This is a genomic window from Streptomyces sp. NPDC024687 (assembly GCF_055559055.1).
The window spans coordinates 464,808-489,770 of the sequence record NZ_JBVHLJ010000003.1 but is presented as its reverse complement, the minus strand read 5'-3'; the positions used below and the strand labels follow the sequence as shown (position 1 = coordinate 489,770).

Below are 24,963 nucleotides of genomic sequence, written 5' to 3'. Positions count from 1 at the left end.
TAGCACGTTCGAGTGACGAGAGCTCGTGCCCTGAAGGAGGGTTCAGGATTCCTGGGAAGAGGCCGTCACGTCGTGCTCCGGCACGGTCTGTCCGGAGCGGATCAGGTCGAGCCGCCCCAGGACCTTGGCGCGCAGGTCGGTCGGCACGTCGTCCCGGCCGCAGCACCGCTTGACGAGCTTCTTCACGGCCTCTTCGAGACCGTACTTCTCCAGGCACGGCGAGCACTCGCTGAAGTGCTGCTTGAACTTGACGCGATCGACGTCCGGCATCTCACTGTCGAGGAACTCGTAGAGATGATCGAGTACCTCACTGCAGTCCGTCTCGTGCGGCTCTCCGCAGCTCATGAGCCCGAGCCTTTCGCTTCGTTCGACTCTCCGGCACCGGCCGGGACGAGCCCGCGCTCGCGGGCGTAGTCCTCGAGCATGCCGCGCAGTTGGCGGCGGCCACGGTGCAGTCGGGACATCACCGTTCCGATGGGTGTCCCCATGATGTCCGCGATCTCCTTGTACGCAAAGCCCTCTACGTCAGCGAGGTAGACGGCGATGCGGAATTCCTCGGGGATCGCCTGGAGCGCTTCCTTCACGTCCGAGTCGGGCAGGTGGTCGAGCGCCTGCGACTCGGCGGAGCGCAGACCGGTCGACATGTGCGACTCGGCGCGGGCGAGCTGCCAGTCCTCGATCTCCTCGGCCGCGGAGCGCTGGGGTTCGCGCTGCTTCTTGCGGTACGAGTTGATGAACGTGTTGGTGAGGATCCGGTACAGCCACGCCTTGAGGTTGGTCCCCTCACGGAACTGGTGGAAGGACGCGTACGCCTTGGCGTACGTCTCCTGCACCAGGTCTTCGGCGTCGGCCGGGTTGCGCGTCATGCGCAGCGCGGCCGAGTACATCTGGTCGAGGAATTCGAGCGCGTCCCGCTCGAAGCGCGCGGTGCGCTCCGCAGTGGACTCCGTGCTCGCGCCCTGGCCCTCGGGCTGCTCCGCCTGGCCGTTGTCGGTCCCTGCGTCGATCCCAGTGACCGGACCCACCTCCTCAAGATTCCGGGCAGCACCGAAACCGATGCCACCGGAATTGGAGGATAGACGACTACCCGTCCCTGCCGCCCCTCGAATAGAGGTGGTCTTGGCCGCATGCAGCACTGTCCAGTCCAGGTCAGCGCGGCTGCTGCGGCTCGGGCAGTAGGTCGAACCCATGCGGCGGACTTCCTCTCTACGACGGTCCGCGCTGTGTCTTCAGCGCTTCTGTCCGCCTCAACAGAGGTCCGCGGCCCAACATTCCCGGGCCTTTATCCCAGTGACCCGGCCCACTTCAAGACCGCGTCGGTGACAACCGTCACGGCTTCCTCCTGCGTGATCTCCGCCCGCTTCGGCACGGCGAAGCCGTGATCGCCGCAGGGCACCTCGACCAGCTCGAAGGACCCGTCCGGAAACTCCTCCGGCTTCCCGAACGGGTCGTTGCCGCCCTGGACAACCAGGGTGGGCACCCCGGATCCGAGCAGTTCCGCGGCGCGGGACTTCTCCGGCCTGCCCGGCGGGTGCAGCGGGAAGCTCAGGGCGAGGACCGCGGCGGCGCCCAGCTCCACGGCCGTACGGCAGGCGACGCGGGCCCCGGCGCTGCGCCCACCGGAGATCACCGGCAGGCCGGGCGCCACGAGAGCGGGCCAGACGCCCCGCCATCCCACGTCCAGCGTCTTCGGCGCGGGCGCGACCTTCTTGCCGGCCACCCGCCAGGGCTGCTCGACGAGGGCGACGGTCACTCGGTGCCGCGGCAGCGTGTCGGCCAGCGCCTGGAGGTCCCGCGCCTCGATGCCGCCGCCGGCGCCATGACTGACGGCGAGCACGAGCCGCGCCGTGCGCGCCGGGTGCCAGGTGACGCGGGCGTCCCCGGCCTCGGTGCTGATGATCTCCGTGGTGGTCACGTCAGAAGAGTGTGCCCTCTTCCGGCCCCTCCAGCTCCTTCAGCAGCTCCGACCCGTTGTTGCGGACGTTGCTGACGGCGGTGGAGACCGGGTAGGCCCGCATGAGCCCCTCGGGCGGGGGCGCGAGCAGCGAGCGCAGGTCCTCCAGGTCCGTGCGGGACGGGTCGAGCCAGGTGTCCCAGCGGTCCGGGGTCAGCATCAGCGGCATCCGGGGGTGGATGTCGACGAGGGAGCGCGGGCCGTCGGCCGGGGAGACGGCCAGCGGCCCCGTCTCCGCCTCGGTGGTGATCACGGAGCAGGTCGCCCACCAGGCCAGCGGATGGTCGTCGGGCAGGGTCTTGTCCCGCCAGAACTCGTAGAGCCCGGCCATCGCGAACACCGAACCGTCGGCGGGCAGCACGAAGTAGGGCTGCTTGCGCGGCCGCTTCTTCTTCCCCTCGACCTCCAGCTCCCGCTCGCCGGAGCCGGTGACCCACTCGTAGTAGCCGTCGGCCGGGATGATGCAGCGGCGGGTGGCGAAGGCCCTCTTGTACGACGGCTTCTCGTGCACGGTCTCCGCGCGCGCGTTGATCATCCGGGCCGCGCCCTCGGGGGTCTTCGACCAGCTCGGGACCAGCCCCCACTTCAGCTTCCGCAGCTGCCGAACCGGCCGCGGGTCCTCGGCGTCCTTCAGGGGACGGTCGAGGACGGCGTAGACCTCCTTGGTCGGGGCCACGTTGTAGTCGGGCTCCAGGGTCTCCTCGGGCTCCCACTTCTCGATCTCAAAGATTCCTGCGAGATCCTCGGGCCCACGACTGGCTGCATACCGTCCGCACATACGTGCCACACTGCCAGACTCCGCACGAGGAGAGGGAGCCACCGGGAAACATGGACAGCACCGCATCGACCGCGCTGCCCGACCTCTGGGACCGCCTCGTCGGCCTGCAGCCCGACCCCAACCTGTGGGTGGTGCTCGGCACCATGGCGGCGGCGCTCGCCATAGTGGTCCCCCATACGCTGTGGCGGCTCTCGCGCAACGCCATCACCATCGCCCACGAGGGCGGCCACGGCCTGGTCGCCCTGCTCACCGGGCGTCAGCTCACCGGCATACGGCTGCACTCCGACACCAGCGGGCTCACGGTCAGCCGGGGCAAGCCGCACGGCATCGGCATGATCCTCACCGCGGCGGCCGGTTACACCGCTCCCCCGCTGCTCGGCCTCGGCGGCGCCGCCCTGCTCTCCGCCGGCCGCATCACTCTGCTGCTGTGGGCGGCGACGGCCCTGCTGGTGGCCCTGCTGGTGATGATCCGCAACGCCTACGGGGCGCTGACGGTGGTGCTCACCGGCGGCACTTTCGTGGTGGTGTCCTGGCTCGCCGGACCCCAGGTGCAGGCGGCGTTCGCGTACGCGGTGGTGTGGTTCCTGCTGCTGGGCGGGGTGCGTCCCGCTTTCGAGCTACAGGCGAAGCGGTCGAGGGGCGGCGCGGGTGATTCGGACGCGGACCAGTTGTCCCGCCTGACGCACGTGCCGGCAGGGCTGTGGCTGTTCCTGTTCCACGCGGTGAGCCTGTGTTCGCTGATAGGCGGCGGACGGTGGTTGCTGGAGGTGTGACAGGCCCGAAGGAGCGATGTCACCGGGGACGCGGCCGGCCACGACGGCGGCGCACCCGACAGGCGGCCCCCTACTAAAGTGACCCTATGGCCCTGAACCCCTCAGACACCGCCCTCTGGCCCGCCCCCCACGCGAGTGGAGCCGTCGACGCCACGGTCCACGTCCCGGGGTCGAAGTCGGTCACCAACCGCGCACTGGTACTGGCGGCCCTGGCCTCCGAGCCGGGCTGGCTGCGCCGCCCCCTCCGCTCCCGGGACACGCTCCTCATGGCCGCGGCCCTGCGTGAGATGGGCGTGGGCATCGAGGAGGGCGTGGGCCCCGACGGCACCGGCGAGACCTGGCGGGTCCTGCCGGCGGGCCTCCGCGGCCCGGCCACGGTGGACGTGGGCAACGCCGGCACCGTGATGCGCTTCCTGCCGCCGGTCGCCACGCTCGCCGACGGCCCCATCCGCTTCGACGGCGACCCGAGGTCGTACGAACGCCCGCTGACCGGTGTGATCGACGCCCTGCGCGTCCTCGGAGCGCGGATCGACGACGACGGCCGCGGGGCGCTGCCGCTCACGGTGCACGGCGGGGGCGCCCTGGACGGCGGCCCGGTCGAGATCGACGCGTCCTCGTCGTCCCAGTTCGTGTCGGCGCTCCTGCTCTCCGGCCCGCGCTTCAACCAGGGCGTCGAGGTCCGGCACGTGGGTTCGACCCTGCCCTCGATGCCGCACATCCGGATGACGGTGGACATGCTGCGCGCGGTCGGCGCCCAGGTGGACACCCCGGAGTCGGGCGGCGAGCCGAACGTCTGGCGGGTCACGCCGGGCGCCCTGCTCGGCCGGGACCTCACCGTCGAGCCCGACCTCTCCAACGCCCAGCCGTTCCTCGCGGCGGCCCTGGTGACCGGCGGCAAGGTCGTGATCCCGGACTGGCCGGCCCGCACCACCCAGCCCGGTGACCGGCTGCGCGAGATCTTCACCGAAATGGGCGGTTCCTGCGAACTCACCGAGTACGGCCTGGTGTTCACCGGTTCGGGTGCGATTCATGGCATCGATGTCGACCTCGGCGAGGTCGGTGAGCTAACCCCCGGCATCGCGGCCGTGGCGGCCCTCGCGGACTCCCCCTCCACCCTGCGCGGGGTGTCGCATCTGCGCCTGCACGAGACGGACCGGCTGGCCGCGCTCACCAAGGAGATCAACGAACTGGGCGGTGACGTCACCGAGACCGCCGACGGCCTGCGCATCCGCCCGCGCCGGCTGCACGGCGGGATCTTCCACACCTACGAGGACCACCGCATGGCCACGGCCGGCGCGATCATCGGCCTCGCGGTCGAGGGCGTACAGATCGAGAACATCGCGACGACGGCCAAGACTCTGCCGGACTTCCCGGACATGTGGAGCGGGATGCTCGGGAGCGAGAAGGCGTAGGGGATTCACGCCATGCGCCGCTACGGCAAGCACACCGACGAGGACGACATCCGCAGCCGCCCCAACCGCAAGGGCAACCGGCCGCGTACGAACATCCGTCCCAAGCACGAGGAAGCGGTCGAGGGCATGGTCCTCACCGTCGACCGCGGCCGCCTGACCTGTCTCGTCGACGGCCGGGTCGTCATGGCGATGAAGGCCCGCGAACTGGGGCGCAAGGCCGCGGTCGTCGGGGACCGGGTGGACATCGTCGGCGACCTGTCCGGCGAGAAGGACACCCTGGCCCGCATCGTCCGCATCTCGCCGCGCACCTCGGTCCTGCGCCGCACGGCCGACGACGACGATCCGTACGAGCGCGTGGTCGTCGCCAACGCCGATCAGCTCGCCATCGTCACGGCCCTCGCCGACCCCGAGCCCCGCCCGCGCCTGATCGACCGCTGCCTGGTGGCCGCCTTCGACGGCGGCCTGACCCCCCTGCTGGTCCTGACGAAGTCGGACCTGGCCCAGCCCGACAAGCTGCTGGAGCTGTACGGCCATCTGGACATCCCGTACGTCGTCACCAGCCGCGAGGAGTTGGAGAGCGGCAGCGCGGCGGACGTGGTGCGCGACCACCTCGACGGCAAGATCACGGCCTTCGTCGGTCACTCGGGCGTGGGCAAGACGACACTGGTCAACACACTGGTCCCGGTGGAGCAGCGCCGCGTGACGGGCCATGTGAACGCGGTGACCGGCCGCGGCCGCCACACCACGACCTCGGCGCTGGCGCTCCCCCTGGCCGGTGACGCCGGCTGGGTGATCGACACCCCGGGCGTACGGTCGTTCGGCCTCCATCACGTGGACCCCTCCCGTGTGATCCTCGCGTTTCCCGACCTGGTACCGGGAACCGAGGGCTGTCCGCGCGCGTGCAGTCATGATGAGCCCGACTGCGCGCTGGACGCGTGGGTGGCCGAGGGCCACGCGGATCCGGCCCGGCTGTACTCCCTGCGGCGCCTGCTCTCGACGCGGGAGCGGACGGAGGGGGACTGAGGGAGAGGGCCGGAGACTGAGGGAGAGGGCCGGGGGACTGACCTCCGCGTTGTTTGGGTGTACGCGAGTTCGGTAAGTGCATACTCGCACCGAGCCGGACATACGGGAGGACAGCACATGGCGTGGCTGCTGGTGGTGGTGGCCGGGTTGCTGGAGACCGGTTTCGCCGTGTGTCTGAAGCTCTCCCACGGTTTCACCCGGCTGTGGCCGACGGTCGCGTTCTGCATCTTCGCGCTCGGCAGCTTCGGCCTGCTGACCCTGTCCCTGCGGAAGCTGGACGTCGGCCCCGCGTACGCGGTGTGGACCGGCATCGGCGCGGCGGGCACCGCGATCTACGGGATGATCTTCCTCGACGACCTGGTGTCGACGCTGAAGATCGTCTCGATCAGCCTGGTGATCGTAGGAGTGATCGGACTCCAGCTCTCGGGCTCGCAGCACTAGGCACCAGCCACACCGGAACCACCCGTCACACCGGCTGCCGGTGCAGCGCGCTCCGTACGAGATCCGCGACCCCGCCCTCGCCCGGCGGGGCCGCCACGCAGGACAGGGCGAGCCGGACGGCGAGTTCGCAGGAGCGGGTGAGTTCGGGGACGTCCGACTTGTGGACGCCGGGTCCGGCGAGGACGGAGACGGCGCGGTCGCGCACCAGCGCCACGAATTCGCCGGGTGACGGCAATGGTCCGTCGGCCCGGCGCTGTGCCGGTACGGCGGAGGAGGACGGCACGCCCGAGAGTGCCGGCGAGGGCAGCCGCTCGCTCCAGCAGCCGGTGAGCATGGCCCGTACCAGCGCGTTCTCCCGGGCGGAGGCGGTGGTCCACTCGGCGGTCGCGGTCAGCCGTTCCCGGGCGTCGCCGTGCGTGGTGAGCGCCTGGTCGACGCCGACGAGATACCCGTCGGCCTCTCGTCTCACCAGCGCGCGGGCCAGCCCTTCCTTGCTCCCGAACTCGTTGTACAGCGTCTGCCGGGACACTCCGGCCGTCGCCGCGACATCCACCATCCTCACGGCGGACCACGGCCGACGCGCCAACGCCGCATAAGCGGCGTCCAGCAGCGATTCCCGCGCAGCAGGCATCATCGCCTCCCAGGGAGCAAGCAGCTCTGCGCCCAGATTTGACGCGCACGGCGGCACTGTCAAGGGTCCAGGACGGCACCAAGAGGCGTGCGCGGCGGCATCTCGCCGACGTGGGCGAGCCGAACCCCGGCTCTGCCAGCACGAACTCACCGCGGCGTCACACCCGGGCCCGCTGGCCCCATCCCTGCACCGGCAGATACCGTTCGCCACATGCCCGACTATCTCGACGACCTCAGCCTCGCCCATGTCCTCGCGGACGCGGCCGACGCGACCACCATGGCCCGCTTCAAGGCACTGGACCTCAAGGTCGAGACAAAGCCGGACATGACCCCGGTCAGTGAGGCGGACAAGGCGGCGGAGGAACTCATCCGCGGCCACCTCAAGCGCGCCCGCCCCCGCGACGCCATCCTCGGCGAGGAGTACGGCATCGAGGGCACCGGCCCGCGCCGCTGGGTCATCGACCCCATCGACGGCACCAAGAACTACGTCCGGGGAGTGCCGGTCTGGGCGACCCTGATCTCCCTGATGGAGGTGGCGGAGGGCGGCTACCAGCCCGTCGTCGGTGTGGTCTCCGCCCCGGCCCTCGGCCGTCGCTGGTGGGCCGCGAAGGGGAACGGCGCCTTCAGCGGCCGCAGCCTCACCTCCGCCACTCGCCTCCACGTCTCCAAGGTCGGCAGGCTCAGCGACGCCTCCTTCGCGTACTCCTCCCTCACCGGCTGGGAGGACCAGGGTCGCCTGGGCGGCTTCCTGGACCTGACCCGCGAGGTGTGGCGCACGCGCGCGTACGGCGACTTCTGGCCGTACATGATGGTCGCCGAGGGCTCGATCGACATCTGCGCGGAACCGGAGCTGTCCCTGTGGGACATGGCCGCGAACGCGATCGTCGTCACGGAGGCCGGCGGCACCTTCACCGGCCTCGACGGCCGCCCGGGCCCGCACAGCGGCAACGCCGCCGCCTCCAACGGCCTGCTCCACGACGAGTTCCTGGGTTATCTCAACGAGCGCTACTAGGGCTCGCGGAGCGCTTGCTGGAATCACATCTGAGCGCGCACGCCCTCAATCGGCGACGCGCGCCCTCTTGTTGACCCTCGCTTTACCTGCGACCCTGAGGGGACCCTCATTTGTGAACTTGTGAACCAATGAACGAACTCATTGGTTCCCAGGAGGTGACTGCGAACCCATGCTCGTCCGCGACGCCATGAGCACGGTGGTCCTCACCATCGGCCCCGCCCACACTCTCCGCCAGGCCGCCGCCCTGATGTCCGCCCGCCGGGTGGGCGCGGCCGTGGTCCTCGATCCCGACGGCACCGGCACCGGCATTCTGACCGAGCGCGACATCCTGAACTCCGTAGGGCTGGGCCAGAGCCCGGACACGGAGTACGCCCACGCCCACACCACTACCGACGTCGTCTTCGCCACTCCGACCTGGACCCTGGAGGAGGCCGCGCAGGCGATGGCCCACGGCGGCTTCCGGCACCTCATCGTGCTGGACCGCGGCGAGCCCACGGGCATCGTCTCGGTCCGCGACATCATCCGCTGCTGGGCGCCGGCACGGGAGCGCGTACCGGCCGCCACCGGCTCCTCGCATTAGACTCAATCCAAATCGAGCAGCCTTCCAAACTCACATCCATTCGGGTTCTGGTCTCCAGCTGTTAGGCTGGTGCACATGAGCGACCTTCTGGAACGACTGCGCGGCCGCGGATGGCGGATGACCGCGCAGCGGCGCGTCGTGGCCGAGGTCCTCGACGGCGAACACGTCCACCTGACGGCCGACGAGGTCCACGCGCGCGCCGTGGCCAAGCTGCCCGAGATCTCCCGGGCGACCGTCTACAACACGCTGGGCGAGCTGGTCTCCCTCGGCGAGGTGCTCGAAGTCGCCACCGACAAGCGAGCCAAGAGGTACGACCCGAACGCGCACCAGCCGCACCACCACCTGGTCTGCGCCCAGTGCGGCGCCATCCGGGACGTGCACCCCACCGGCAACCCGCTGGCCGAGCTGCCCGACTCGGAGCGCTTCGGCTTCACCGTCTCGGACGTCGAGGTGACGTACCGGGGCGTGTGCCCGAACTGCGCGGCCGCGTAACAGCCTGCACCGAAGCCCCGGCGGCCCTCGCGGACGCCGGGGCTTTGTGCTGCCCACAGGGTTCCTGAATCTGACGGACCGTCATATCGTCGTGCGGCCACCCCTCTCCGTTCCGAACTCCGCAAGGAGCAACCGTGGGAGATCCGCACCCCGAACCCACCACAGAAGAACGGTCACCGCACCCCGCCCCGGACCCTCCGCGCCCCAAGCTCCACGCCACCGGCCTGACCCGCACCTTCGGCCGACCGCCCCGCTCGGTCGACGCCCTCGGCCCCCTCGACCTCAGCGTCGCGCCCGGCGAGTTCGTCTGCCTGGTCGGCCCCTCGGGCTGCGGCAAGTCGACCCTGCTGCGCATCGCCGCGGGCCTGCTCAGGCCGACCACGGGCACCCTGGAGATCCGCACGACCTCGGCCCGCCCAGCGGCCATGATCTTCCAGGACTACGGCATCTACGACTGGAAGTCCGTTCGCGCCAACGTCCGCTTCGGCCTGGACATCCAGCGCGTCCCCCGCCACGAGGCGAACACCCGCGCCGACGAGTGGCTGGCCCGCATGGGCCTCACGGACTTCGCCGACGCGTACCCGGCGACCCTGTCCGGCGGGATGCGCCAGCGCGTGGCGATAGCGCGCGCCCTCGCCGTGGAACCCGAACTGCTCCTGATGGACGAGCCCTTCGCGGCCCTGGACGCCCAACTCCGCATGATCCTCCAGGACGAGCTGCTGGAGATCACGCAGGCCCTGCGCACCACCACCCTGTTCATCACCCACAGCCTGGAGGAGGCGATCGTCCTCGGTGACCGCGTCCTGGTGATGTCCGCCCGGCCGGGCCGCCTGATCGCCGAACACCGCCCGCCCTTCCCCCGCCCGCGCACCGGCGACATCCGCTCGGCACCCGCATTCACGTCCCTGAAGAGCGAGTTGTGGGATTTGCTGCGCAAGGAGGCGATACCGGCATGACGACCGTGGCCCCCGAGAAGGTCTCCGTACTCGTACGCCGCCCGGGCCCGCAGGAGCTGCACCCCGTACGCACCCACCGCCGCAGACGCGCCCTGGAACTGTCCCTGGCGGTGGCCGTCCCCCTGGCCCTGATCCTCCTGTGGCAACTGGCCGCCACCCAGGCCTGGCTGGACGACCGCGTCTATCCGGCCCCTTCCACGATCCTCGCCGACGGCTGGGACCGGGCGGCCGCCGGCGACCTGTGGCCAGACGTGTGGGCGACCCTGAAGCGCGTCCTGGCGGGCTACACGCTCGGCACGGCGACGGGCTACGCCCTGGGCCTCCTGATGGGCTCGCTGCCCCTGGTCAGAGCAGCCCTGGAACCCCTGCTGGACGCCCTGTACGTCGTCCCGAAGCTGGCCCTGCTCCCCGTCTTCCTGAACATGTTCGGCCTGGGCGAGGGCCCCCAGATCGCCCTGGTGGCGACGACGGTCTTCTTCTTCGTATGGATCCAGACGATGTCGGCGGTGATCTCGATCCCCCCCGGCCACCGCGACGCGGGCCAGGTCTTCGGCGCCTCCCCGTGGCAGATGTTCCGCCACGTCCTGCTCCCCGCCTCCCTCCCGTCCGTCCTGGTCGGCGCCCGGATCGCGGCGGGCGTGGCGGTCCTGGTGATCGTCGCCTCGGAACAGATCGCCGCGACGAACGGCCTCGGCCACCTGATCTTCGACTCCCGCGCCCTCTTCCAGAACGACGTGATGTTCGTCGGCATCGTCTGCGTGGCCGTCCTCGGAGTCGTCTTCTCCGAACTGGTCCGCATCCTGGGCCGCCTGCTCACCCCCTGGGCACCGAGGGACCGCGGAAGGGGCCAATCATGAGAACACGCTTCTACGGCCCAGTGGTCACCGCAGTCATCCTGCTGACGTCGACAGCCTGCACGGCGTCACACGACCAGAAGAGCCCGGAGTCGGAGGCGGGCGGGGGCGGGACACGCACCGTCCGCCCGGTGGCGGGCTGCGGCACCGGCTCCTGGACGGATCCCGCCGGCCTCTCCCCGACCCGCACCCCGGCCCGCTGCGACGCCGGTGCTCCCGCGCCCCACCCCTTGCCGAAGCCCCGCAAGCTGACCATCGCGACGGGCACACTGAGCGCGGAGTACGTGGCACCGCTCCAAGTGGCCCTGGACAAAGGCGAGTTCGAGAAGGAGGGCCTGGACGTCACGCTGAAGGTCCTGCCGACCCCCGACTCCCTCCCGCTCCTGGCCAAGGGTGACATCGACGCACTGTGGGCGGCTCCCGAGGCGGCGGTCATGAACGGCGTCCGGGGCGGCTTCGACATCCGCTGGGTCGCCGGGAACTTCTCGCCCGACCCGAAGTCGAAGAGCGGCCTGTGGGTCCGGCTGAAGGACGGGGAGACCGGCGACCGGGTGACGATGGCCGGCCGCAGGATGGGCACGATGATCGGCAAGGGCTCGGTGATCGCGTACCCCATGGAGAAGGCCCTCGCCAAGCACGGCGGCGGCCTCGACGAGATCCAGTACCAGCAGCTCGGCTCGGCCGACGTCCTCACGGCCCTCCAGAACGGCGGCGTCGACTCGGCCTGGCTCCTGGACCCGGTCTGGCGCAGGGTCGACGGCAGGCCCGGCTACGCCTTCCTCGGCGGCCAGCCGCCCGGCGAGCCCCTGGGTGGCCTGCTGTACGGCCCGGGGCTGCTGAACGACGACGTGGACGCGGGGGTCGCCCTGCTGCGGGCGTACATCCGCACGGTGAACACCTACTTCGCGGCCGACTACAAGTCGGATGCGACCTTCGTCACCTACCTGGCGAAACTCCTGAAGACGGACGAGGCGATCCTCAGATCCACCCCGTCCCTGCGCATGGACTGGGAGATCCGCGCGGGCACCACGGACCGCCTGCAGGCGGCGTACCGGGCACAGGGCGTGACGGAGGGCGAGACCCTGCCGGAAGCGAAGACAGTGGACAGGACCCTGTACGAGGAGGCGGTGGGCCACCGCCCCTGAAAACACCGAGGCCTGAAAACACCGAGGGCCGGAACCCTTTCGGATTCCGGCCCTCGGCCTTCAGTAGCGGGGACAGGATTTGAACCTGCGACCTCTGGGTTATGAGCCCAGCGAGCTACCGAGCTGCTCCACCCCGCGGCGATGAATGCAACGTTACGTGAAGGAGGAGGCCAGAGGCAAATCGTTTGGCTGGGGCAGCGCGGGGAGCGCTACGCCGACAGTTCCTCGCGCAGCGCGTCCCGCAGCCGGGCCGCCCGCTCGGAGACCTCCGCGGGCCCCAGGGCCACCGCCCGGTCGGCCCACCGCTGCCCCTCGGCCAGCTCGCCCCGACGCGCGTAGACGAGGGCGAGCCGCAACGCCGCCCGCCCGTGCCCCGCGTCGGTGGCCCGGGCCCACCACACGGCGGCCTCCGGCTCACTCCCCTCCCGGGCGAGCAGCAGTCCCAGGTTGAACGCCCCGTTTCGGGATCCCGCCTCCGCGGCCTCCCGGTACCAGCGAGCCGCCTCCACGACGTCGCCCCGGGCGGCGGCGAGCATGCCCACCCGCACCTGAGCCCGGCGATGCCCCTGGGAGGCCGCCCGCTCGTACCACTCCTCGCACTCGCTCTTCTCCGCGTGCACCGGCTCTCCGAGCGAGTGCGCGGGCACCGGCGGCCGCCGGGCGTCCAGCACGGTCGCCAGCCGGTACGCGGCCTCCGCGCTGCCGCCTCCCGCGGCACACCGCAGGTGCCGCTCGGCGCCGGCCTCGTCCCCTTCCCGCAGCCGGGCGATGCCGACCTGGAGCGCGGCCTCGGTATGCCCGGCGGCGGCGGCACGCTCGTACCACCGCAGGGCGACGGCCTCCTCGCCGCGCCCGGCGAACAGGATCCCGAGGTTGAACGCGGCGTCCACGCTCCCGGCCTCCGCGGCCTTGGAGAACCACGGCTCGGCCCCGGCCGTGTCCCCGCCCTGGAGCAGCAGGATGGCGAGCGCGTTGGCCGCCTCCCGGTGCCCCGCGTACGCGGCCCGCCGGTACCACTGCTCGGCCTGCGCGGTCCGCCCCTGCTCGGCGCAGAGCAGCCCGAGGTTGTACGCGCCGTTGTCGTCGCCTGCGTCCATCGCGGCCCGGTACCACCGCTCGGCGGTCTGCGGCTCGCCGCGCTCGGCGTGCAGGGCGCCCAGCGCGTTGGCCGCGTTGCCGTCCCCGTCCTGGGCGGCGCGCAGCCACCACACGGCGGCGCTCTCGGTGTCGCCCGCGTCCCGCAGCAGGAACCCCAGGGCGCAGGCGGCCCGCGCCTCGCCGTCCTTGGCAGAGGTCAGATACCAGCGCCCGGCCTCCTTGAGGGCACCGCGCCGCTCCAGGATCGCCCCGAGATGCAGCGCCGCCCGCCGGTGCCCACGCGCGGCGGCCTGCCGGTACCACTGCTCGGCCTCGGCCCCGGCACCGTGATCGTCCCCTATGTCCCCCTCCGGGCCCAGGCGGCGGTCGAGCGAGCGGGCCAGCCGGTAGGCCGCCTCCCGGTGTCCCCGCTCGGCGGCGATCCGCATCCACTGCTCGGCGCCCGTGTCCCCGCGGTGCTCCAGCAGATCGGCGAGCGCGTAGGCGCCCAGTGCGTGTCCCTGCTCGGCGGCCTGGCGCAGCCAGTACTCGGCGGCGGGCTCGTCGCCCCGCTCACGGTGGTGGCGGCCCAGCGCGTGCGCGGCCGCGGCGGATCCGGCGACGGCGGCGATCCGCCACCAGCCGGCGGCGTCATCGGCGTATCCGCGCTGGTGCAGCAGGACTCCGAGGTTGTTGGCGGCGGCCCGGTCGCCCGCGGCGGTGGCGGCACGCAGGTGGGGCTCGGCTCCGTCGAGATCACCGCGGCGCAGCAGAAGGGCGCCGAGGACGCTCATCGCCTCGACGTCGCCGGCTTCGGCGGCCAGCCGCTGCTGGACCTCCTCGGCGGCGGCATCGTCAGCCGCCTCCCCGACCCCGACCCCGTCCCGCCCGGAAGGTTGCACAAAACGCCCTGTCTCGAACAGAGTTGCCTTGTCCCCCATAACGTCCATCGTCGCACCACCTGCAACCTGGGTACACCTGGTATACCGCAGCCAGTGAGGTCAATTCAGCGTTTTGTCGACATGCCCACAGAACGACAAGTGAAACACAGTTCCCTCCAACTGCCCCCGGCGGCGCGGCCGTCGGCTGCTCGGCACATGCGTTCGCACATCACGAAGGCCCGGATCCTGAAAGGATCCGGGCCTTCGATTCCAGTAGCGGGGACAGGATTTGAACCTGCGACCTCTGGGTTATGAGCCCAGCGAGCTACCGAGCTGCTCCACCCCGCGCCGTTGTGTTGCAACCGTACCACGGCGCGGAGTGGGCATCTGACCAGCGGTTGATCAGCTGCTCGGACTACTGCTGGGACTGCTTCTCGGGCTCGGGCTGCCACTCGGGCGCGGACTGCCACTCGGGCTCGGGCTGCCACTGGGCTTCGCGCTGCTGCCGCTGCCCTTGTCCGCCGCGGACTGCGCGGCCTCGGCGCGCCTGAGCGCGTCCTTCAGATCCTCCTGGGCCCGGCCGTACGCCTCCCAGTCGCCCTTCTTCAGGGCTTCCTGGCCGGCGTCGAAGGCCTTCTGGGCGTCGTCCAGGGCCTGTTGGACCGTCGGGTTGCTGGAGGTCGGCGGCGGTTTGGTGGTGGTCCCGCCGTCGTCGTCCGGTGGCTCGGTGGTCGAACCGTCCGCTGTGAACACCTTGTTCAGGGCTTCGTCGAGGGTGTCCTCGAAGGCGGTGTTGCCTCCGTAGGTCACCAACACCTTCCGCAGCAGCGGGTACTTGAGCCCACCACCGCGGACGTAGACCGGCTCCACGTAGAGCAGCCCTCCGTCGAGCGGCACCGTCAGGAGATTGCCGTACTCCACATTGGAGTCACCTCTGTTGAGGAGGCTGATCGTCTCCGCGATGTTCTGTTCGGAGTTGAACTGGCTCTGCACCTGTTTGGGCCCGTTGACCGTGGTGTTCGTCGGCAGTTTCAGGATTCTGATCTTGCCGTAGTCGGTGGTGCCCGCCTCGGCGTCGACCGACATGAACGCACTGAGGTTGTCCCGGCCGTTGGGCGTGAACGTCGTCGTGAGCGAGAACGCCTGTGCCGACTGGTCGGGCATCTTCATGCTCAGGTAGTACGGCGGCACCGCGTCACCCGACTTGTTGGTCGGGTCGTCCGGCACCTGCCACACCTCGCTGCCGCTGAGGAAGGTGTCCGCGTCCTCGACGTGGTAGCGCGCCAGCAGCTCACGCTGGACCTTGAACAGGTCCTGCGGGTACCGCAGATGGTCCATCAGGTCGGTGGAGATGTCCTTCTTCGGCTCCACCGTGCCCGGGAACGCCTTCATCCAGGTCTTGAGGACCGGGTCCTTGGTGTCCCACTGGTAGAGCTTGACCTCGCCGGTGTACGCGTCGACGGTCGCCTTCACCGAGTTGCGGATGTAGTTGACCTGGTTCTGCTGGGCCACCACCGCGCGCTGGTTGTTCGTCGCGGTCAGCGAGTCGGCCGTCGTGTCACCGAGGGTCGTACGGGAGGAGTACGGGTAGCCGTTGGTCGTCGTGTAGGCGTCGACGATCCACTGGATCTTGCCCTTCACCACCGCCGGATAGGCGTCGCCGTCGATGGTCAGCCACGGGGCGACCGCCTCGACGCGCTGCTTGGGCGTGCGGTTGTACAGGATCCGCGAGCCCTCGCCGATCGCTCCGGAGTAGAGGATCTGCGGCTCGCTGAACGCCACCGCGTACGCGGCCCGGTTGACCGGGCTGGAGAGGTTGACCCCGCTCTTGGCCTTGTAGCTGTAGGTCTTCTCGCCGTTGTCGTCGGAGTAGTCGATCTCCTTCTGGGGACCGCCGACGATCGAGTACTCGGTGGTCTTCTCGCCGTAGTAGACGCGCTGCTGGTACGTCCCGAGGTCGCCCTGGGAGGGCAGGTTGGACTCGGTGAAGACCGGGCGGCCCTCGTCGTCGGCCTCGGTGCCCTTGGCGGCGACCACGCCGTAACCATGGGTGTAGCGGAAGTGGTCGTTGATCCAGTTGTTCTTCGGGATGCCGGCGAGGTTCAGCTCGCGCAGCCCGATGACCGTGTCCTGGTCCTTGCCGTCCTTGCTGTAGCGGTCGACGTCCAGGTTGGTCGGGAAGGCGTAGTAGTTACGCATCTGCTGGAGCTGCTGGAACGTCGGCGAGACCACGTTGGGGTCCACGACCCGGATGCTCGCCGTGGCGTCGACGTCCTGGCGCAGCTCGGTCTTGTCCGTGGTGGTGGACTTGCCGTCGTACTCCTTCACCGAGGCGTCGTCGATGCCGTACGCCTCACGCGTCGCCTTGAGGTTCTTCTCGACGTACGGCGCTTCCTTGGCCTGTTCGTTCGGCTGGACCTGGAACTTCTGGACGATCGCGGGGTAGAGCCCGCCGATGAGGATCGCCGAGAGCACCATCAGGCCGAAGCCGATCACGGGCAGCTGCCAGGTGCGCCGCCACAGGGTGGCGAAGAACAGCAGCGCGCAGATCACGGCGATGCAGAACAGGATCGTCTTGGCCGGCAGATAGGCGTTCGCGTCGACGTACCTGAGGCCGGTCCAGCTGTCGGTCGCCTTGAAGTCGCTGGACTTGACCGCGAGGCCGTACCGGTCGAGCCAGTACGCGACCGCCTTCAGGGCGACGAAGATGCCGAGGAGCACCGACAGGTGCCCGGTCGCGGCGGCCGTGGCCCGCGCGCCCGGGGAGGTGATCCGCAGACCGCCGTACAGGTAATGGGTGAGCGCGGCGGCGATCACCGAGAGGATCGCGGCGGCGAAGCCGAAGCCGAGCAGGAACCGGTACCAGGGCAGGTCGAAGGTGTAGAAGGAGATGTCGAGGTGGAACTGCGGGTCCTTCTGGCCGAAGGAGACGCCGTTGACCCACATCAGCCAGGTCCGCCACTGGCCGGAGGCGGAGGCGCCGGCGATCAGGCCCACCAGGGAGACGATCCCGAGCAGCAGCCACCTCTTGTACGGCGCGATGCCCATCCGGTAGCGGTCGAGGTTCTGCTGTTCCATCGACATGGCGCTCAGCGGCGGGCGCAGCCGGTGGGCCAGCCAGATGTTGAAGCCGACCGCGAGGGCCATCAGCAGGCCGAAGACGAAGAACAGCCCGATCTTGGTCCACAGGGTGGTGGTGAACACGGACGAGTAGTTCACCGAGCGGTACCAGAGCCAGTCCGTCCAGAAGCCCGCGAACATGGTGAACGCCATGCCGAGGACGGCAAGGACGCCCAGTGTCATGAGCAGGGTCCTGGCACGCCGGGACGGGCGGCCCACTCTCATCCGCGGCCCTGTCGGGCCTCCGCCGCGGTCCGGCATCTGGAAAGCCAAGGTGCGCACCTCGAAGTTCGCTGTCGATCCGTCAGACCCTCGTGTTCGCGGGCCCTGGGTGGCCCCCCGTGATCGCGGGCCCACACCTATGCAACTTACTCACCGTTTACTCGGTTCCCGATTCAGGTGACGAACGAGGCAGGATTGTGACCATGTCCAACACCCCCATGGCGGCGAGCCCGCTCACCCGGGCCGTACTCGAGATCGACGAGTACGCCTCCGGCCTCGGCTGGGACCAGCCCGCCCGCCTTTTCGCCCTCGTCGACACCGCCCGGCTGCGCGCCCAGGAACCCGCTCTCGCGAGCCAGCTCGGTCTGCAGGAGGCGCAGGCGTCCGCGGGCTTCACGCCCATCGAGCAGGAGGAGATTCCCGCGGGCAAGCCGCTCGACGAGTTCCTCGGCACCATCGCCTGGCCCGACGCGGTCGTCGGCTGCGCGCTGACCGTGGAGCGCCTGATGCTGCCGCCGTCCGCCGAGGCGTCCGTCCCGCAGGGGCTGAGCGAGGCCCGCCTGACGAAGTGGGTCGCCGAGCACCCGGACCGTCAGGAGGTCCGCATGACGGTCGCGGTCCTGCGCGACGGGACCCGCGACTCCGCCCTGCGTCTGCGCGAGAAGGACTCCCCCACGGAGGTCCTCACGGGCGGCGACCTGGTGCCGGGCCTGGCGGAGGCGCTGTCGGCGACGTTCGAGGAATAGCCCTCGCGGCTATCCCTTGGTGCACTTCGGCAGGTCGGACGTCTTCTTCTCGCGGATGTCCTTGAGCGCGCCGAGGGCGTCCTCGATGGTGTTCACCTTGACCAGGGTGAGTCCGCTCGGGGTGTCCTTGGCGGCGGCCGCGCAGTTGTCGGCGGGCGTCAGGAAGTAGCGGGCGCCCTTGTCGCGCGCGCCGACCGTCTTCATCTCGATGCCGCCGATCGGTCCGACCTTGCCGTTGTCGTCGATCGTGCCGGTGCCGGCGACGAACGTGCCGCCGGTCAGGCTGCCCGGGGTGAGCTTGTCGTAGATGCCGAGCGCGAACATCAGACCGGCGCTCGGACCGCCGACGTCGGCGAGCTTGATGTCGATGGTGAACGGGAAGGTGTGGTCGGTCCCGGCGGCGATCCCGACGATGGCGCGCTTCTCGCCCTCGTCGTCGGAGGCCCTGGTCGTGATGGTGACCTTCTCGGTCTTCGTCGCCGTCCTGTGGGCCTTCTCGGCGGCGGTCTGCTCCTTGACGGGCACGATCGTGAAGACGACCTTCTCGCCGGGCTTGTGCTTGGTGACCAGCTTGGCGACGTCCTCCGGCGCCTTCACCGCCGTACCGTCGACGGCCTTGATCACGTCACCGGCGTGGAGCCGGCCCTCGGACGGGGAGTCCTTGACGACGGTCGAGACGATCACCCAGGACTGCACCGGGACGTCCAGTTCCTTCAGGGCGGCGACCTTGGCGCTCTCCTGGGACTGGCTGAACTCCTCGGCGTTCTCCTGGGTCGACTGCTCCTCGGTCTTGCCGTCCGGGTAGAGGGTGTCGTGCGGTACGACCTTGTTGTCGTGCGCGAGCCAGCCGTACACGGCCTCGACGAGGTTCATCTTGTAGTCGGCGCTGGTGACCCGGACGGTGGTCATGTTCAGGTGACCGCTCGTCGGATACGTCTTGCGTCCCGAGATCTGCAGCACCGGCTCGCCGCCGTGGTCCCCGAGGGTGTTCACCGTGGGCCCCGGTGACATCTCGGCGTAGGGCACATTGATGAAGACTCCCGCGCAGAGGAGCGCGATCAGCATCAGGGTGGAGGCGAGCATCGTCGCGGTGCGGCGTGGCATGGCACGACAGTACGGGACGCTCCTGTCGGACCTCCGTCAGGGCGCCGCCGTCAGGTGGACGTCAGGTGCCGGAGTGCGACTTCTCCATCGCGGCGCGGAAACGGGCGTACCCGTCGAGCTCGGGGCCGTCGCTGCGCGCCTTGCGGGTCCGGTTGGCCCAACTGCCCCACAGCCCGCCGACAACCCCGGCCAACAACGGAATCAACAACCAGACGAGCGCCCCCATGCCGACCTCCCGACCCCGCACTGAGCAACCGCAGAAAAACTGACGGATCAGCAGATTACCCATCCGCACTGACAACGCTCACGCCAGGGGGGCGGTTACGCAACCGGAGAGGTGGCGGAAGGGTTCAGCAGGCGCCGACCCATTCCTCCGTTCCGTCAGAAAACGTCTGGTGCTTCCAGATCGGCACCTCGTGCTTGAGATCGTCGATCAGTTTCCGGCAGGCCTCGAAGGCCTCGCCCCGGTGCGGACAGGAAACGGCGACGACGACGGCGAGGTCCCCGACGGCGAGATCCCCGACCCGGTGCACAGCGGCGAGGGCCCGCACCGGGAACTCGGCGACGACCTTCTCGGCGACCCTTCGCATCTCGGCCTCGGCACTGGGGTGGGACGAGTAGCCGAGCTTGTCGACGTCGGCTCCCCCGTCGTGATTGCGCACGGTCCCCACGAACAGGGCGGTCCCGCCGGCGGCGTCGTCCCCGACCGCGCGGAAGACCTCGTCGAGGGAGAGCGGGGTCTCTCGAATGGCGATGAGCTTGATGGGCTCGTCGGCGGCCTGCTCACCGGGGTGGTCGTCAGTGGGTGCCATGCGTCCATCGTGCCGCACTCCTGAGACCACGGGAAATAGCGTTACCACCCGGCACACGCGTGTGGGCGTTTGGAGGCTCGTACAGAAGTGCTGGTTCGTTGTCGCTTGTCGCTTGTCGCTTGTCGCTTGTCGCTTGCCGCACCCACGCGGCGGAGCGCGCTCCGGTCAGATCCTCCGCCGTGCCTTCCGAGCCCGTCGTACGACAGCCGCCGCACCCAGAAGGGCGACCGTCGCTCCCGCCGCTCCCGCGGCCGTCGCGTCCTTGCGCCCCAGTCGCCGCCCGGCAACGGTGTGGCGCCCGGCGACCTCCTCCAGGAGCTCCGCGAGCACCTCCTCGTTGGTCCACCGCGGCCGCCATCCGGCGTCGTGCAGCCGGCTTCCGCTCACCACCCAGGGGTACATCGTGTACGCGAGGTCCCCGGCGGGAGACGGCGTCAGACCGATCCGGTGCAGCCGGGCCGCGGCCCCCAGCGCGACGGCCGACGGCAGCTCCATCCGGCGGATCCCGCTGAGCTCCTCGATCTCCTCCTGCTCCAGCCATCCGTCACACCCGACGGCGAGCTCCCCGTCGACCTTCTCCAGGACAGCGTGTTCCAGAGCACTGCAGAGATCCTCGATGTGACAGAACTGCCAGGCGGGCCGGGAGCCGGCCACGACCAGCAGCCGCGGCGACTCGAAGTACCGGGTCAGGGCGGTGTCGGTACCGCCTCCCACCAGGACGGCGGGCCGCACGACGGTGACATTGAGCCCGGGGTGCGCCCGGGGCGCCCGCCGCGCGAGCCGCTCGATCTCCAGGAGGTCCCCGACCCCGGTCGCCTCCGCGGTGGCCCGCAGTTCGGCGTCCTCCGAAAGGGGCAGCTCGTTGTCCGGGAGCGCCCCGTAGACCATCGCGGAGGTGCACAGCACGACACGGTGGACGCCCGCGGCCGCCGCGGCGGTCAGCACGGTCTGCGTCCCGCGCACGTTGTACGCCGTGCGCGCCGCGGGGTCGGTCTCCAGATCGAGGTCGAGCGCCAGATGGACCACGACATCGGCCCCGCGCAGCTTCTCCGCGATGGCCGGATCCCGCACGTCCAGGATGTGCCACTGCGCCGCGGCGCACTCTCCGCGCCGCTCGTCGAGCGCGATGACCTGCTTGATCTCCTCCGAGGCGGCGAGCCGCTCGGTCAGCAGCGCTCCGATGCCGGAGGCTGCGCCGGTGACCGCGACGACTGGCCCGCGCGCGGCGGGATTGGTTGACTGGTTTCGCGCTGCGCGAACCTGCGGATCAGGGGAACTCACCGGGCGTCTCCAGCGGTTGTCTTCAGTAGGAACGCGAGTGACGCGTACGTACCAGGTGGCATCCATCCTGCCGCAGGCGGAGAGTCGGCGGAGCACCGAGGCCCTAACGGCCGTCGGTGTCTACGCTGGGGGGTGTTATCGGGCAGCCGCGCCGCCGGAGGCAACCGGTGGCCTTACCAGCCGAGGAATCCCGTGAGTGACACCCCATTCGGATTCGGCCTTCCGCCGGAGGAGCCGGACGACGGCGACGAGGGCAAGAAGAAGGACCAGGAGAGCGGTGGTGGTCAGGGACCGGCCAACCCGTTCGGTTTCGGCGCTCTGCCCGGAGCCGGAGGCTTTGGCGGCCCCGGTGCGGACAATCCGCTCGCAGCCATGTTCGGTTCCCTGAACCCCACCGACCTGGGCGCCGCCTTCCAGCAGCTGGGCCAGATGCTCTCGTACGAGGGCGGCCCGGTGAACTGGGACATGGCCAAGCAGATCGCCCGGCAGACGGTCTCCCAGGGCACCTCGGACGGCACCAAGGACGCGAGCATCGGCCCCGCCGAGCGCACCGCGGTCCAGGAGGCCGTACGCCTGGCGGACCTGTGGCTCGACGACGCGACGTCGCTGCCGTCCGGGGCGGGCTCCGCCGTGGCGTGGTCGCGCGCGGAGTGGGTCGAGGCGACCCTGCCCGCGTGGAAGGAGCTCGTCGACCCGGTCGCCGAGCGGGTCGGCACCGCCATGGGCGATGTCCTGCCCGAGGAGATGCAGGCCATGGCCGGCCCGCTGATCGGCATGATGCGCTCGATGGGCGGGGCCATGTTCGGCACGCAGATCGGGCAGGCCGTCGGCGTGCTCGCGGGTGAGGTCGTCGGCTCCACCGACATCGGCCTGCCGCTGGGCCCGGTCGGCAAGGCCGCGCTGCTGCCGGCGAACATCGAGGCCTTCGGCAAGGACCTGGGCGTGCCCAAGGACGAGGTGCGGCTGTATCTGGCCCTGCGCGAGGCCGCCCACCAGCGCCTTTTCTCGCACGTGCCGTGGCTGCGCTCGCACCTGTACGGCGCGGTCGACGGGTACGCGCGCGGGATCAAGGTCGACACCGCCAAGCTGGAGGACGTGGTCGGCCAGTTCGACCCGCAGAACCCCGAGCAGCTCCAGGACGCCCTCCAGCAGGGCATGTTCCAGCCAGAGGACACCCCGGAGCAGAAGGCGGCCCTGGCCCGTCTGGAGACCGCGCTGGCGCTCGTGGAGGGCTGGGTGGACGCGGTCGTCCACGCGGCCGCGAAGCCGCGCCTGTCGTCCGCCGACGCGCTGCGCGAGACCCTGCGCCGCCGGCGTGCCTCGGGCGGTCCGGCCGAGCAGACGTTCGCCACGCTGATCGGCCTGGAACTGCGCCCGCGCCGCCTGCGGGACGCCTCCCGGCTGTGGGCCTCGCTCACGGACGCGCGCGGTGTCGACGGCCGTGACGGTCTGTGGGCCCACCCGGACATGCTGCCGACCGCGTCCGACCTGGACGACCCGGACGGCTTCGTGCACCGCGAGCAGCTGGACTTCTCCGAGCTGGACAAGATGCTCGGCGAGGCGGCGGACAAGCCCGACCTCAAGAAGAAGGACGACTCCGCCGAGGGCGGCAGCGCAGAGTGAGCCTCCATGACGACGCCGCCCTGGTCCTGAAGGGGTACGAGGACCAGGCGGATCTTCGCCAGGCCTACCTGGACCATCTGGCGGCTCACCCGGACGCCATGTGGAAGGCCTGCGAGGACGGCCACATCACGGCGAGCGCCCTGGTCGTCGACCCGGAGCGCGGCCGGGCCCTGCTCACCCTCCACAAGAAGCTGGGCATGTGGCTGCAGATGGGCGGCCACTGCGAGCCGGCCGACACCTCCCTGGAGGCGGCGGCTCTGCGCGAGGCGACGGAGGAGTCCGGCATCTCGGGCCTGACGCTGCTGCCGGGCGGCCCGGTGCGTCTGGACCGGCATCCGATCCCGCCGCCGTGCAACTGCCACTTCGACGTCCAGTACGCGGCGCTCGCCCCGTCCGGCGCCGTGGAGACGATCAGCGACGAGTCGCTCGACGTGCGGTGGTTCGCCTACGCCGAGGTGGCGGCCGTGGCGGACGACTCGGTCGTACGACTGCTGGAAGCGACCCGCGCGAGGCTGTGAGCGCGTGATCGCGGCGCTGGCCGCATGTGTAAGGGGCGCCCGGCAATGGCGGGCGCCCCTTACATGTGCCGTTCGTCGTGCCGCCGGGGCGGTCAGCTGTTGCTGCCTCCGAGGGAGTTGCCGCGCATGCCGAACTGGCCGAGGACCCCGCCGTTGCGCAGGCCCTGCGGCGGCAGCAGCTCGCTGGGCTGGACCAGGACGTGGCCGGTGCCGCCGAAGTGCATCTCCCAGCCCTCACCCGTGGTGCCCCGGCGGCGCCACACGCCGGAGGTGGAGGTGGGCGCCTGGAGCTGGGTGCGCAGGGACGTGGACCAGGCGATGACGGCGTCGGAGTCGACGCAGACGTTCTTGTCCGGTCCCACCTCGAGGACCAGCGGCTCGCCGGAGGTCATCAGCACGACCTGCCCGGAGCCGGACAGCTCCAGGTTGTAGGCGCCCGCGGCGGCCACCTCCACGGCGCTGTCCACGGCCACGATGCCGACGCCGAGAGAGCCGTCGAAGGCGAGGACGTAGGAGCTGTCGACCGTGATGCCGGCGCCGACCTCCATGATGTGCAGGTGCTGGGCGAGGTTGGCCAGGTAGACGATGCCGTTGCCCTTGCAGCGCATGAGTTCGAGGCGCTCGCCGGTCATCCGCTCGGCGTTGCGCCAGCCGCGGTTGCGGTACTGGCTGTCGAACTCGACCTGGCCCTCGAAGGCCACCATGGCGCCCTGCCGGGCGAGGACGGGGCTGTTGCCCTGAGTGACGTCGGTCTTCAGGAGCTGCGGGTTCTGCAGGGTGTAGCGCCCGGTCGACTCGACCGGGACGTGTGCGAAGAGTGTGCTGTGCATGATGTGCCTGGTGCTCCCCTCAGCCCCGGATCTTGAATCGGTCGCCGGTGTCCTCGCTCGGCTGGACGACGACGAAGCCCTGTCCCTTGAAGCCGATCTGGAAGGCCTCGCCGCTGCCGCGGCCGATGAGGGCGCTCGCCTTGATGGTGCGGCGGGCCTTCATCTCCAGGCCGGTCGTCCAGGCGACGAGGGCGTCCGGGTCGACGTATGTCTCGCGTTCGGCGCAGTCCAGGGCCATCGGAATGCCCCGGCTGACCAGGGCGACCCAGCCGGTGCCCTTGACCACGAGGTTGGTCAGGCCGGAGCCGGAGAGCTTCGCGAGTCCCTTGACCGGTTCGATGGCCAGTTCCAGCGAGGCGTCGCAGGCCAGCAGGGTGGCACCGTTGACCGACAGGGCCTCGCCGTTGAGGTGCAGGACGAGGATGTCGCCGCCGTAGTCCGCGAGGTACAGGTCGCCGTCGCCGCGGGCCAGCATCAGCCGGCCGCCCTCGCCGCTGACCATCTCCTCCGCCGAGCGGCGCAGGCTCGCGGGCGCCCCGTCGAACTGCACATAGCCGTCGTAGGCGATCATCGAGCCGGCCTTGGCGATCAGGTCCTGCCCGGTGACCATGGTGACCTTGAGCGTCTTGGAGCTGTGCACACTCATACGGACGCCGGTCGCGGCGGCGCGGTGCGCACTCAGAGTCTGGGAGTCCATGG

The 24,963-nt window shown here is 70.4% G+C and carries 26 protein-coding genes and 2 tRNA genes; 13 read left to right on the top strand and 15 right to left on the bottom strand.

Annotation, left to right across the window (positions count from 1 at the left end):
* Positions 1 to 42 precede the first annotated feature (42 nt).
* The 4 genes from rsrA to ACZ39I_RS14085 form a co-directional block, all read right to left on the bottom strand.
* Positions 43 to 345 (bottom strand): mycothiol system anti-sigma-R factor, encoded by a 303-nt coding sequence (gene rsrA / locus ACZ39I_RS14100; protein ID WP_352390255.1) that lies wholly within the window; start codon positions 343 to 345, stop codon positions 43 to 45.
* Positions 342 to 1,025 carry an RNA polymerase sigma factor SigR gene (sigR, locus tag ACZ39I_RS14095; protein WP_007384596.1) on the bottom strand — a complete coding sequence of 228 codons (684 nt, stop codon included), beginning with the start codon at positions 1,023 to 1,025 and terminating at the stop codon, positions 342 to 344. The genes rsrA and sigR overlap by 4 nt, the downstream gene beginning before the upstream one ends.
* 257 nt (positions 1,026 to 1,282) lie before the next feature.
* A complete protein-coding gene (locus tag ACZ39I_RS14090) occupies positions 1,283 to 1,915 on the bottom strand; it encodes an alpha/beta hydrolase family protein (RefSeq protein WP_403660227.1) in 633 nt (210 codons plus the stop codon).
* Between the two features lies 1 nt (position 1,916).
* On the bottom strand, positions 1,917 to 2,732 hold the full coding sequence (locus ACZ39I_RS14085; RefSeq protein WP_467244707.1) for an SOS response-associated peptidase: 816 nt from the start codon (positions 2,730 to 2,732) through the stop codon (positions 1,917 to 1,919).
* A 50-nt stretch (positions 2,733 to 2,782) separates the two neighbouring features.
* Here ACZ39I_RS14085 and ACZ39I_RS14080 point away from each other — a divergent pair, with 50 nt between their 5' ends.
* From ACZ39I_RS14080 to ACZ39I_RS14065, 4 genes are all read left to right on the top strand, one after another.
* Entirely contained in the window at positions 2,783 to 3,505 is a 723-nt protein-coding gene (locus tag ACZ39I_RS14080; RefSeq protein ID WP_467244706.1) for a M50 family metallopeptidase, read from the top strand.
* A gap of 86 nt (positions 3,506 to 3,591) precedes the next feature.
* Entirely contained in the window at positions 3,592 to 4,917 is a 1,326-nt protein-coding gene (aroA, locus tag ACZ39I_RS14075; protein ID WP_467244705.1) for a 3-phosphoshikimate 1-carboxyvinyltransferase, read from the top strand.
* Positions 4,918 to 4,929: 12 nt separating this feature from the next.
* Positions 4,930 to 5,940: a ribosome small subunit-dependent GTPase A gene (gene rsgA / locus ACZ39I_RS14070; RefSeq protein ID WP_393600588.1), complete on the top strand. Its 1,011-nt coding sequence runs from the start codon at positions 4,930 to 4,932 to the stop codon at positions 5,938 to 5,940.
* 117 nt (positions 5,941 to 6,057) lie between these two features.
* Entirely contained in the window at positions 6,058 to 6,381 is a 324-nt protein-coding gene (locus tag ACZ39I_RS14065; RefSeq protein WP_352390261.1) for a DMT family transporter, read from the top strand.
* Between the two features lie 25 nt (positions 6,382 to 6,406).
* Here the strand turns inward: ACZ39I_RS14065 and ACZ39I_RS14060 are convergent, their stop codons facing one another.
* Positions 6,407 to 7,015 carry a TetR/AcrR family transcriptional regulator gene (locus tag ACZ39I_RS14060; RefSeq protein ID WP_467244704.1) on the bottom strand — a complete coding sequence of 203 codons (609 nt, stop codon included), beginning with the start codon at positions 7,013 to 7,015 and terminating at the stop codon, positions 6,407 to 6,409.
* Positions 7,016 to 7,222: 207 nt separating this feature from the next.
* On the opposite strand from ACZ39I_RS14060, the gene hisN reads away from it, so the two are divergent.
* The 6 genes from hisN (at position 7,223) to ACZ39I_RS14030 (ending at position 12,050) form a co-directional block, all read left to right on the top strand.
* On the top strand, positions 7,223 to 8,023 hold the full coding sequence (gene hisN / locus ACZ39I_RS14055; protein ID WP_451473427.1) for a histidinol-phosphatase: 801 nt from the start codon (positions 7,223 to 7,225) through the stop codon (positions 8,021 to 8,023).
* 169 nt (positions 8,024 to 8,192) lie between these two features.
* A complete protein-coding gene (locus tag ACZ39I_RS14050; protein WP_352390264.1) occupies positions 8,193 to 8,603 on the top strand; it encodes a CBS domain-containing protein in 411 nt (136 codons plus the stop codon).
* 75 nt (positions 8,604 to 8,678) lie between these two features.
* Complete coding sequence (locus ACZ39I_RS14045; RefSeq protein ID WP_352390265.1) at positions 8,679 to 9,095, top strand: Fur family transcriptional regulator; 417 nt, start codon at positions 8,679 to 8,681, stop codon at positions 9,093 to 9,095.
* 224 nt (positions 9,096 to 9,319) lie between these two features.
* Positions 9,320 to 10,051 (top strand): ABC transporter ATP-binding protein, encoded by a 732-nt coding sequence (locus ACZ39I_RS14040; RefSeq protein WP_467245114.1) that lies wholly within the window; start codon positions 9,320 to 9,322, stop codon positions 10,049 to 10,051.
* Positions 10,048 to 10,908 carry an ABC transporter permease gene (locus ACZ39I_RS14035; protein WP_467244703.1) on the top strand — a complete coding sequence of 287 codons (861 nt, stop codon included), beginning with the start codon at positions 10,048 to 10,050 and terminating at the stop codon, positions 10,906 to 10,908. Before ACZ39I_RS14040 ends, ACZ39I_RS14035 begins: the two co-directional genes overlap by 4 nt.
* Entirely contained in the window at positions 10,905 to 12,050 is a 1,146-nt protein-coding gene (locus tag ACZ39I_RS14030; protein WP_467244702.1) for an ABC transporter substrate-binding protein, read from the top strand. Before ACZ39I_RS14035 ends, ACZ39I_RS14030 begins: the two co-directional genes overlap by 4 nt.
* A 64-nt stretch (positions 12,051 to 12,114) precedes the next feature.
* On the opposite strand, the gene ACZ39I_RS14025 is transcribed toward ACZ39I_RS14030, so the two are convergent.
* From ACZ39I_RS14025 to ACZ39I_RS14010, 4 genes are all read right to left on the bottom strand, one after another.
* Positions 12,115 to 12,188, bottom strand: a tRNA-Met gene (locus tag ACZ39I_RS14025).
* A 71-nt stretch (positions 12,189 to 12,259) separates the two neighbouring features.
* Positions 12,260 to 14,077 carry a tetratricopeptide repeat protein gene (locus ACZ39I_RS14020; RefSeq protein ID WP_467244701.1) on the bottom strand — a complete coding sequence of 606 codons (1,818 nt, stop codon included), beginning with the start codon at positions 14,075 to 14,077 and terminating at the stop codon, positions 12,260 to 12,262.
* 205 nt (positions 14,078 to 14,282) lie between these two features.
* A tRNA-Met gene (locus ACZ39I_RS14015) sits at positions 14,283 to 14,356 on the bottom strand.
* Positions 14,357 to 14,410: 54 nt separating this feature from the next.
* Positions 14,411 to 17,389, bottom strand: coding sequence for a UPF0182 family membrane protein (locus ACZ39I_RS14010; protein WP_467245113.1), 2,979 nt, complete (start codon positions 17,387 to 17,389; stop codon positions 14,411 to 14,413).
* A gap of 164 nt (positions 17,390 to 17,553) precedes the next feature.
* Between ACZ39I_RS14010 and ACZ39I_RS14005 the strand changes: the two genes are divergently transcribed.
* The gene (locus ACZ39I_RS14005; protein ID WP_467244700.1) at positions 17,554 to 18,096 is read left to right on the top strand and encodes a PPA1309 family protein; all 543 of its coding nucleotides are present in this window, start codon (positions 17,554 to 17,556) and stop codon (positions 18,094 to 18,096) included.
* Between the two features lie 9 nt (positions 18,097 to 18,105).
* On the opposite strand, the gene ACZ39I_RS14000 is transcribed toward ACZ39I_RS14005, so the two are convergent.
* The 4 genes from ACZ39I_RS14000 to ACZ39I_RS13985 all read right to left on the bottom strand — a co-directional run bounded on the left by ACZ39I_RS14000 (position 18,106) and on the right by ACZ39I_RS13985 (position 21,293).
* Complete coding sequence (locus ACZ39I_RS14000) at positions 18,106 to 19,200, bottom strand: YlbL family protein (RefSeq protein WP_467244699.1); 1,095 nt, start codon at positions 19,198 to 19,200, stop codon at positions 18,106 to 18,108.
* A gap of 61 nt (positions 19,201 to 19,261) precedes the next feature.
* Entirely contained in the window at positions 19,262 to 19,426 is a 165-nt protein-coding gene (locus tag ACZ39I_RS13995) for a hypothetical protein (RefSeq protein WP_352390269.1), read from the bottom strand.
* A gap of 124 nt (positions 19,427 to 19,550) precedes the next feature.
* The gene (locus tag ACZ39I_RS13990) at positions 19,551 to 20,012 is read right to left on the bottom strand and encodes a molybdenum cofactor biosynthesis protein MoaE (RefSeq protein ID WP_467244698.1); all 462 of its coding nucleotides are present in this window, start codon (positions 20,010 to 20,012) and stop codon (positions 19,551 to 19,553) included.
* A gap of 165 nt (positions 20,013 to 20,177) precedes the next feature.
* Positions 20,178 to 21,293 (bottom strand): SDR family oxidoreductase, encoded by a 1,116-nt coding sequence (locus ACZ39I_RS13985; protein ID WP_403660189.1) that lies wholly within the window; start codon positions 21,291 to 21,293, stop codon positions 20,178 to 20,180.
* Positions 21,294 to 21,485: 192 nt separating this feature from the next.
* Here ACZ39I_RS13985 and ACZ39I_RS13980 point away from each other — a divergent pair, with 192 nt between their 5' ends.
* Both ACZ39I_RS13980 and ACZ39I_RS13975 read left to right on the top strand, forming a co-directional pair.
* The gene (locus ACZ39I_RS13980) at positions 21,486 to 22,916 is read left to right on the top strand and encodes a zinc-dependent metalloprotease (RefSeq protein WP_352390272.1); all 1,431 of its coding nucleotides are present in this window, start codon (positions 21,486 to 21,488) and stop codon (positions 22,914 to 22,916) included.
* On the top strand, positions 22,913 to 23,434 hold the full coding sequence (locus ACZ39I_RS13975) for an NUDIX hydrolase (protein ID WP_467244697.1): 522 nt from the start codon (positions 22,913 to 22,915) through the stop codon (positions 23,432 to 23,434). The genes ACZ39I_RS13980 and ACZ39I_RS13975 overlap by 4 nt, the downstream gene beginning before the upstream one ends.
* A gap of 92 nt (positions 23,435 to 23,526) precedes the next feature.
* Here the strand turns inward: ACZ39I_RS13975 and ACZ39I_RS13970 are convergent, their stop codons facing one another.
* The gene (locus ACZ39I_RS13970) at positions 23,527 to 24,264 is read right to left on the bottom strand and encodes an AIM24 family protein (protein ID WP_352390274.1); all 738 of its coding nucleotides are present in this window, start codon (positions 24,262 to 24,264) and stop codon (positions 23,527 to 23,529) included.
* 19 nt (positions 24,265 to 24,283) lie between these two features.
* The gene (locus tag ACZ39I_RS13965; protein WP_403660180.1) at positions 24,284 to 24,961 is read right to left on the bottom strand and encodes an AIM24 family protein; all 678 of its coding nucleotides are present in this window, start codon (positions 24,959 to 24,961) and stop codon (positions 24,284 to 24,286) included.
* Positions 24,962 to 24,963 lie beyond the last annotated feature (2 nt).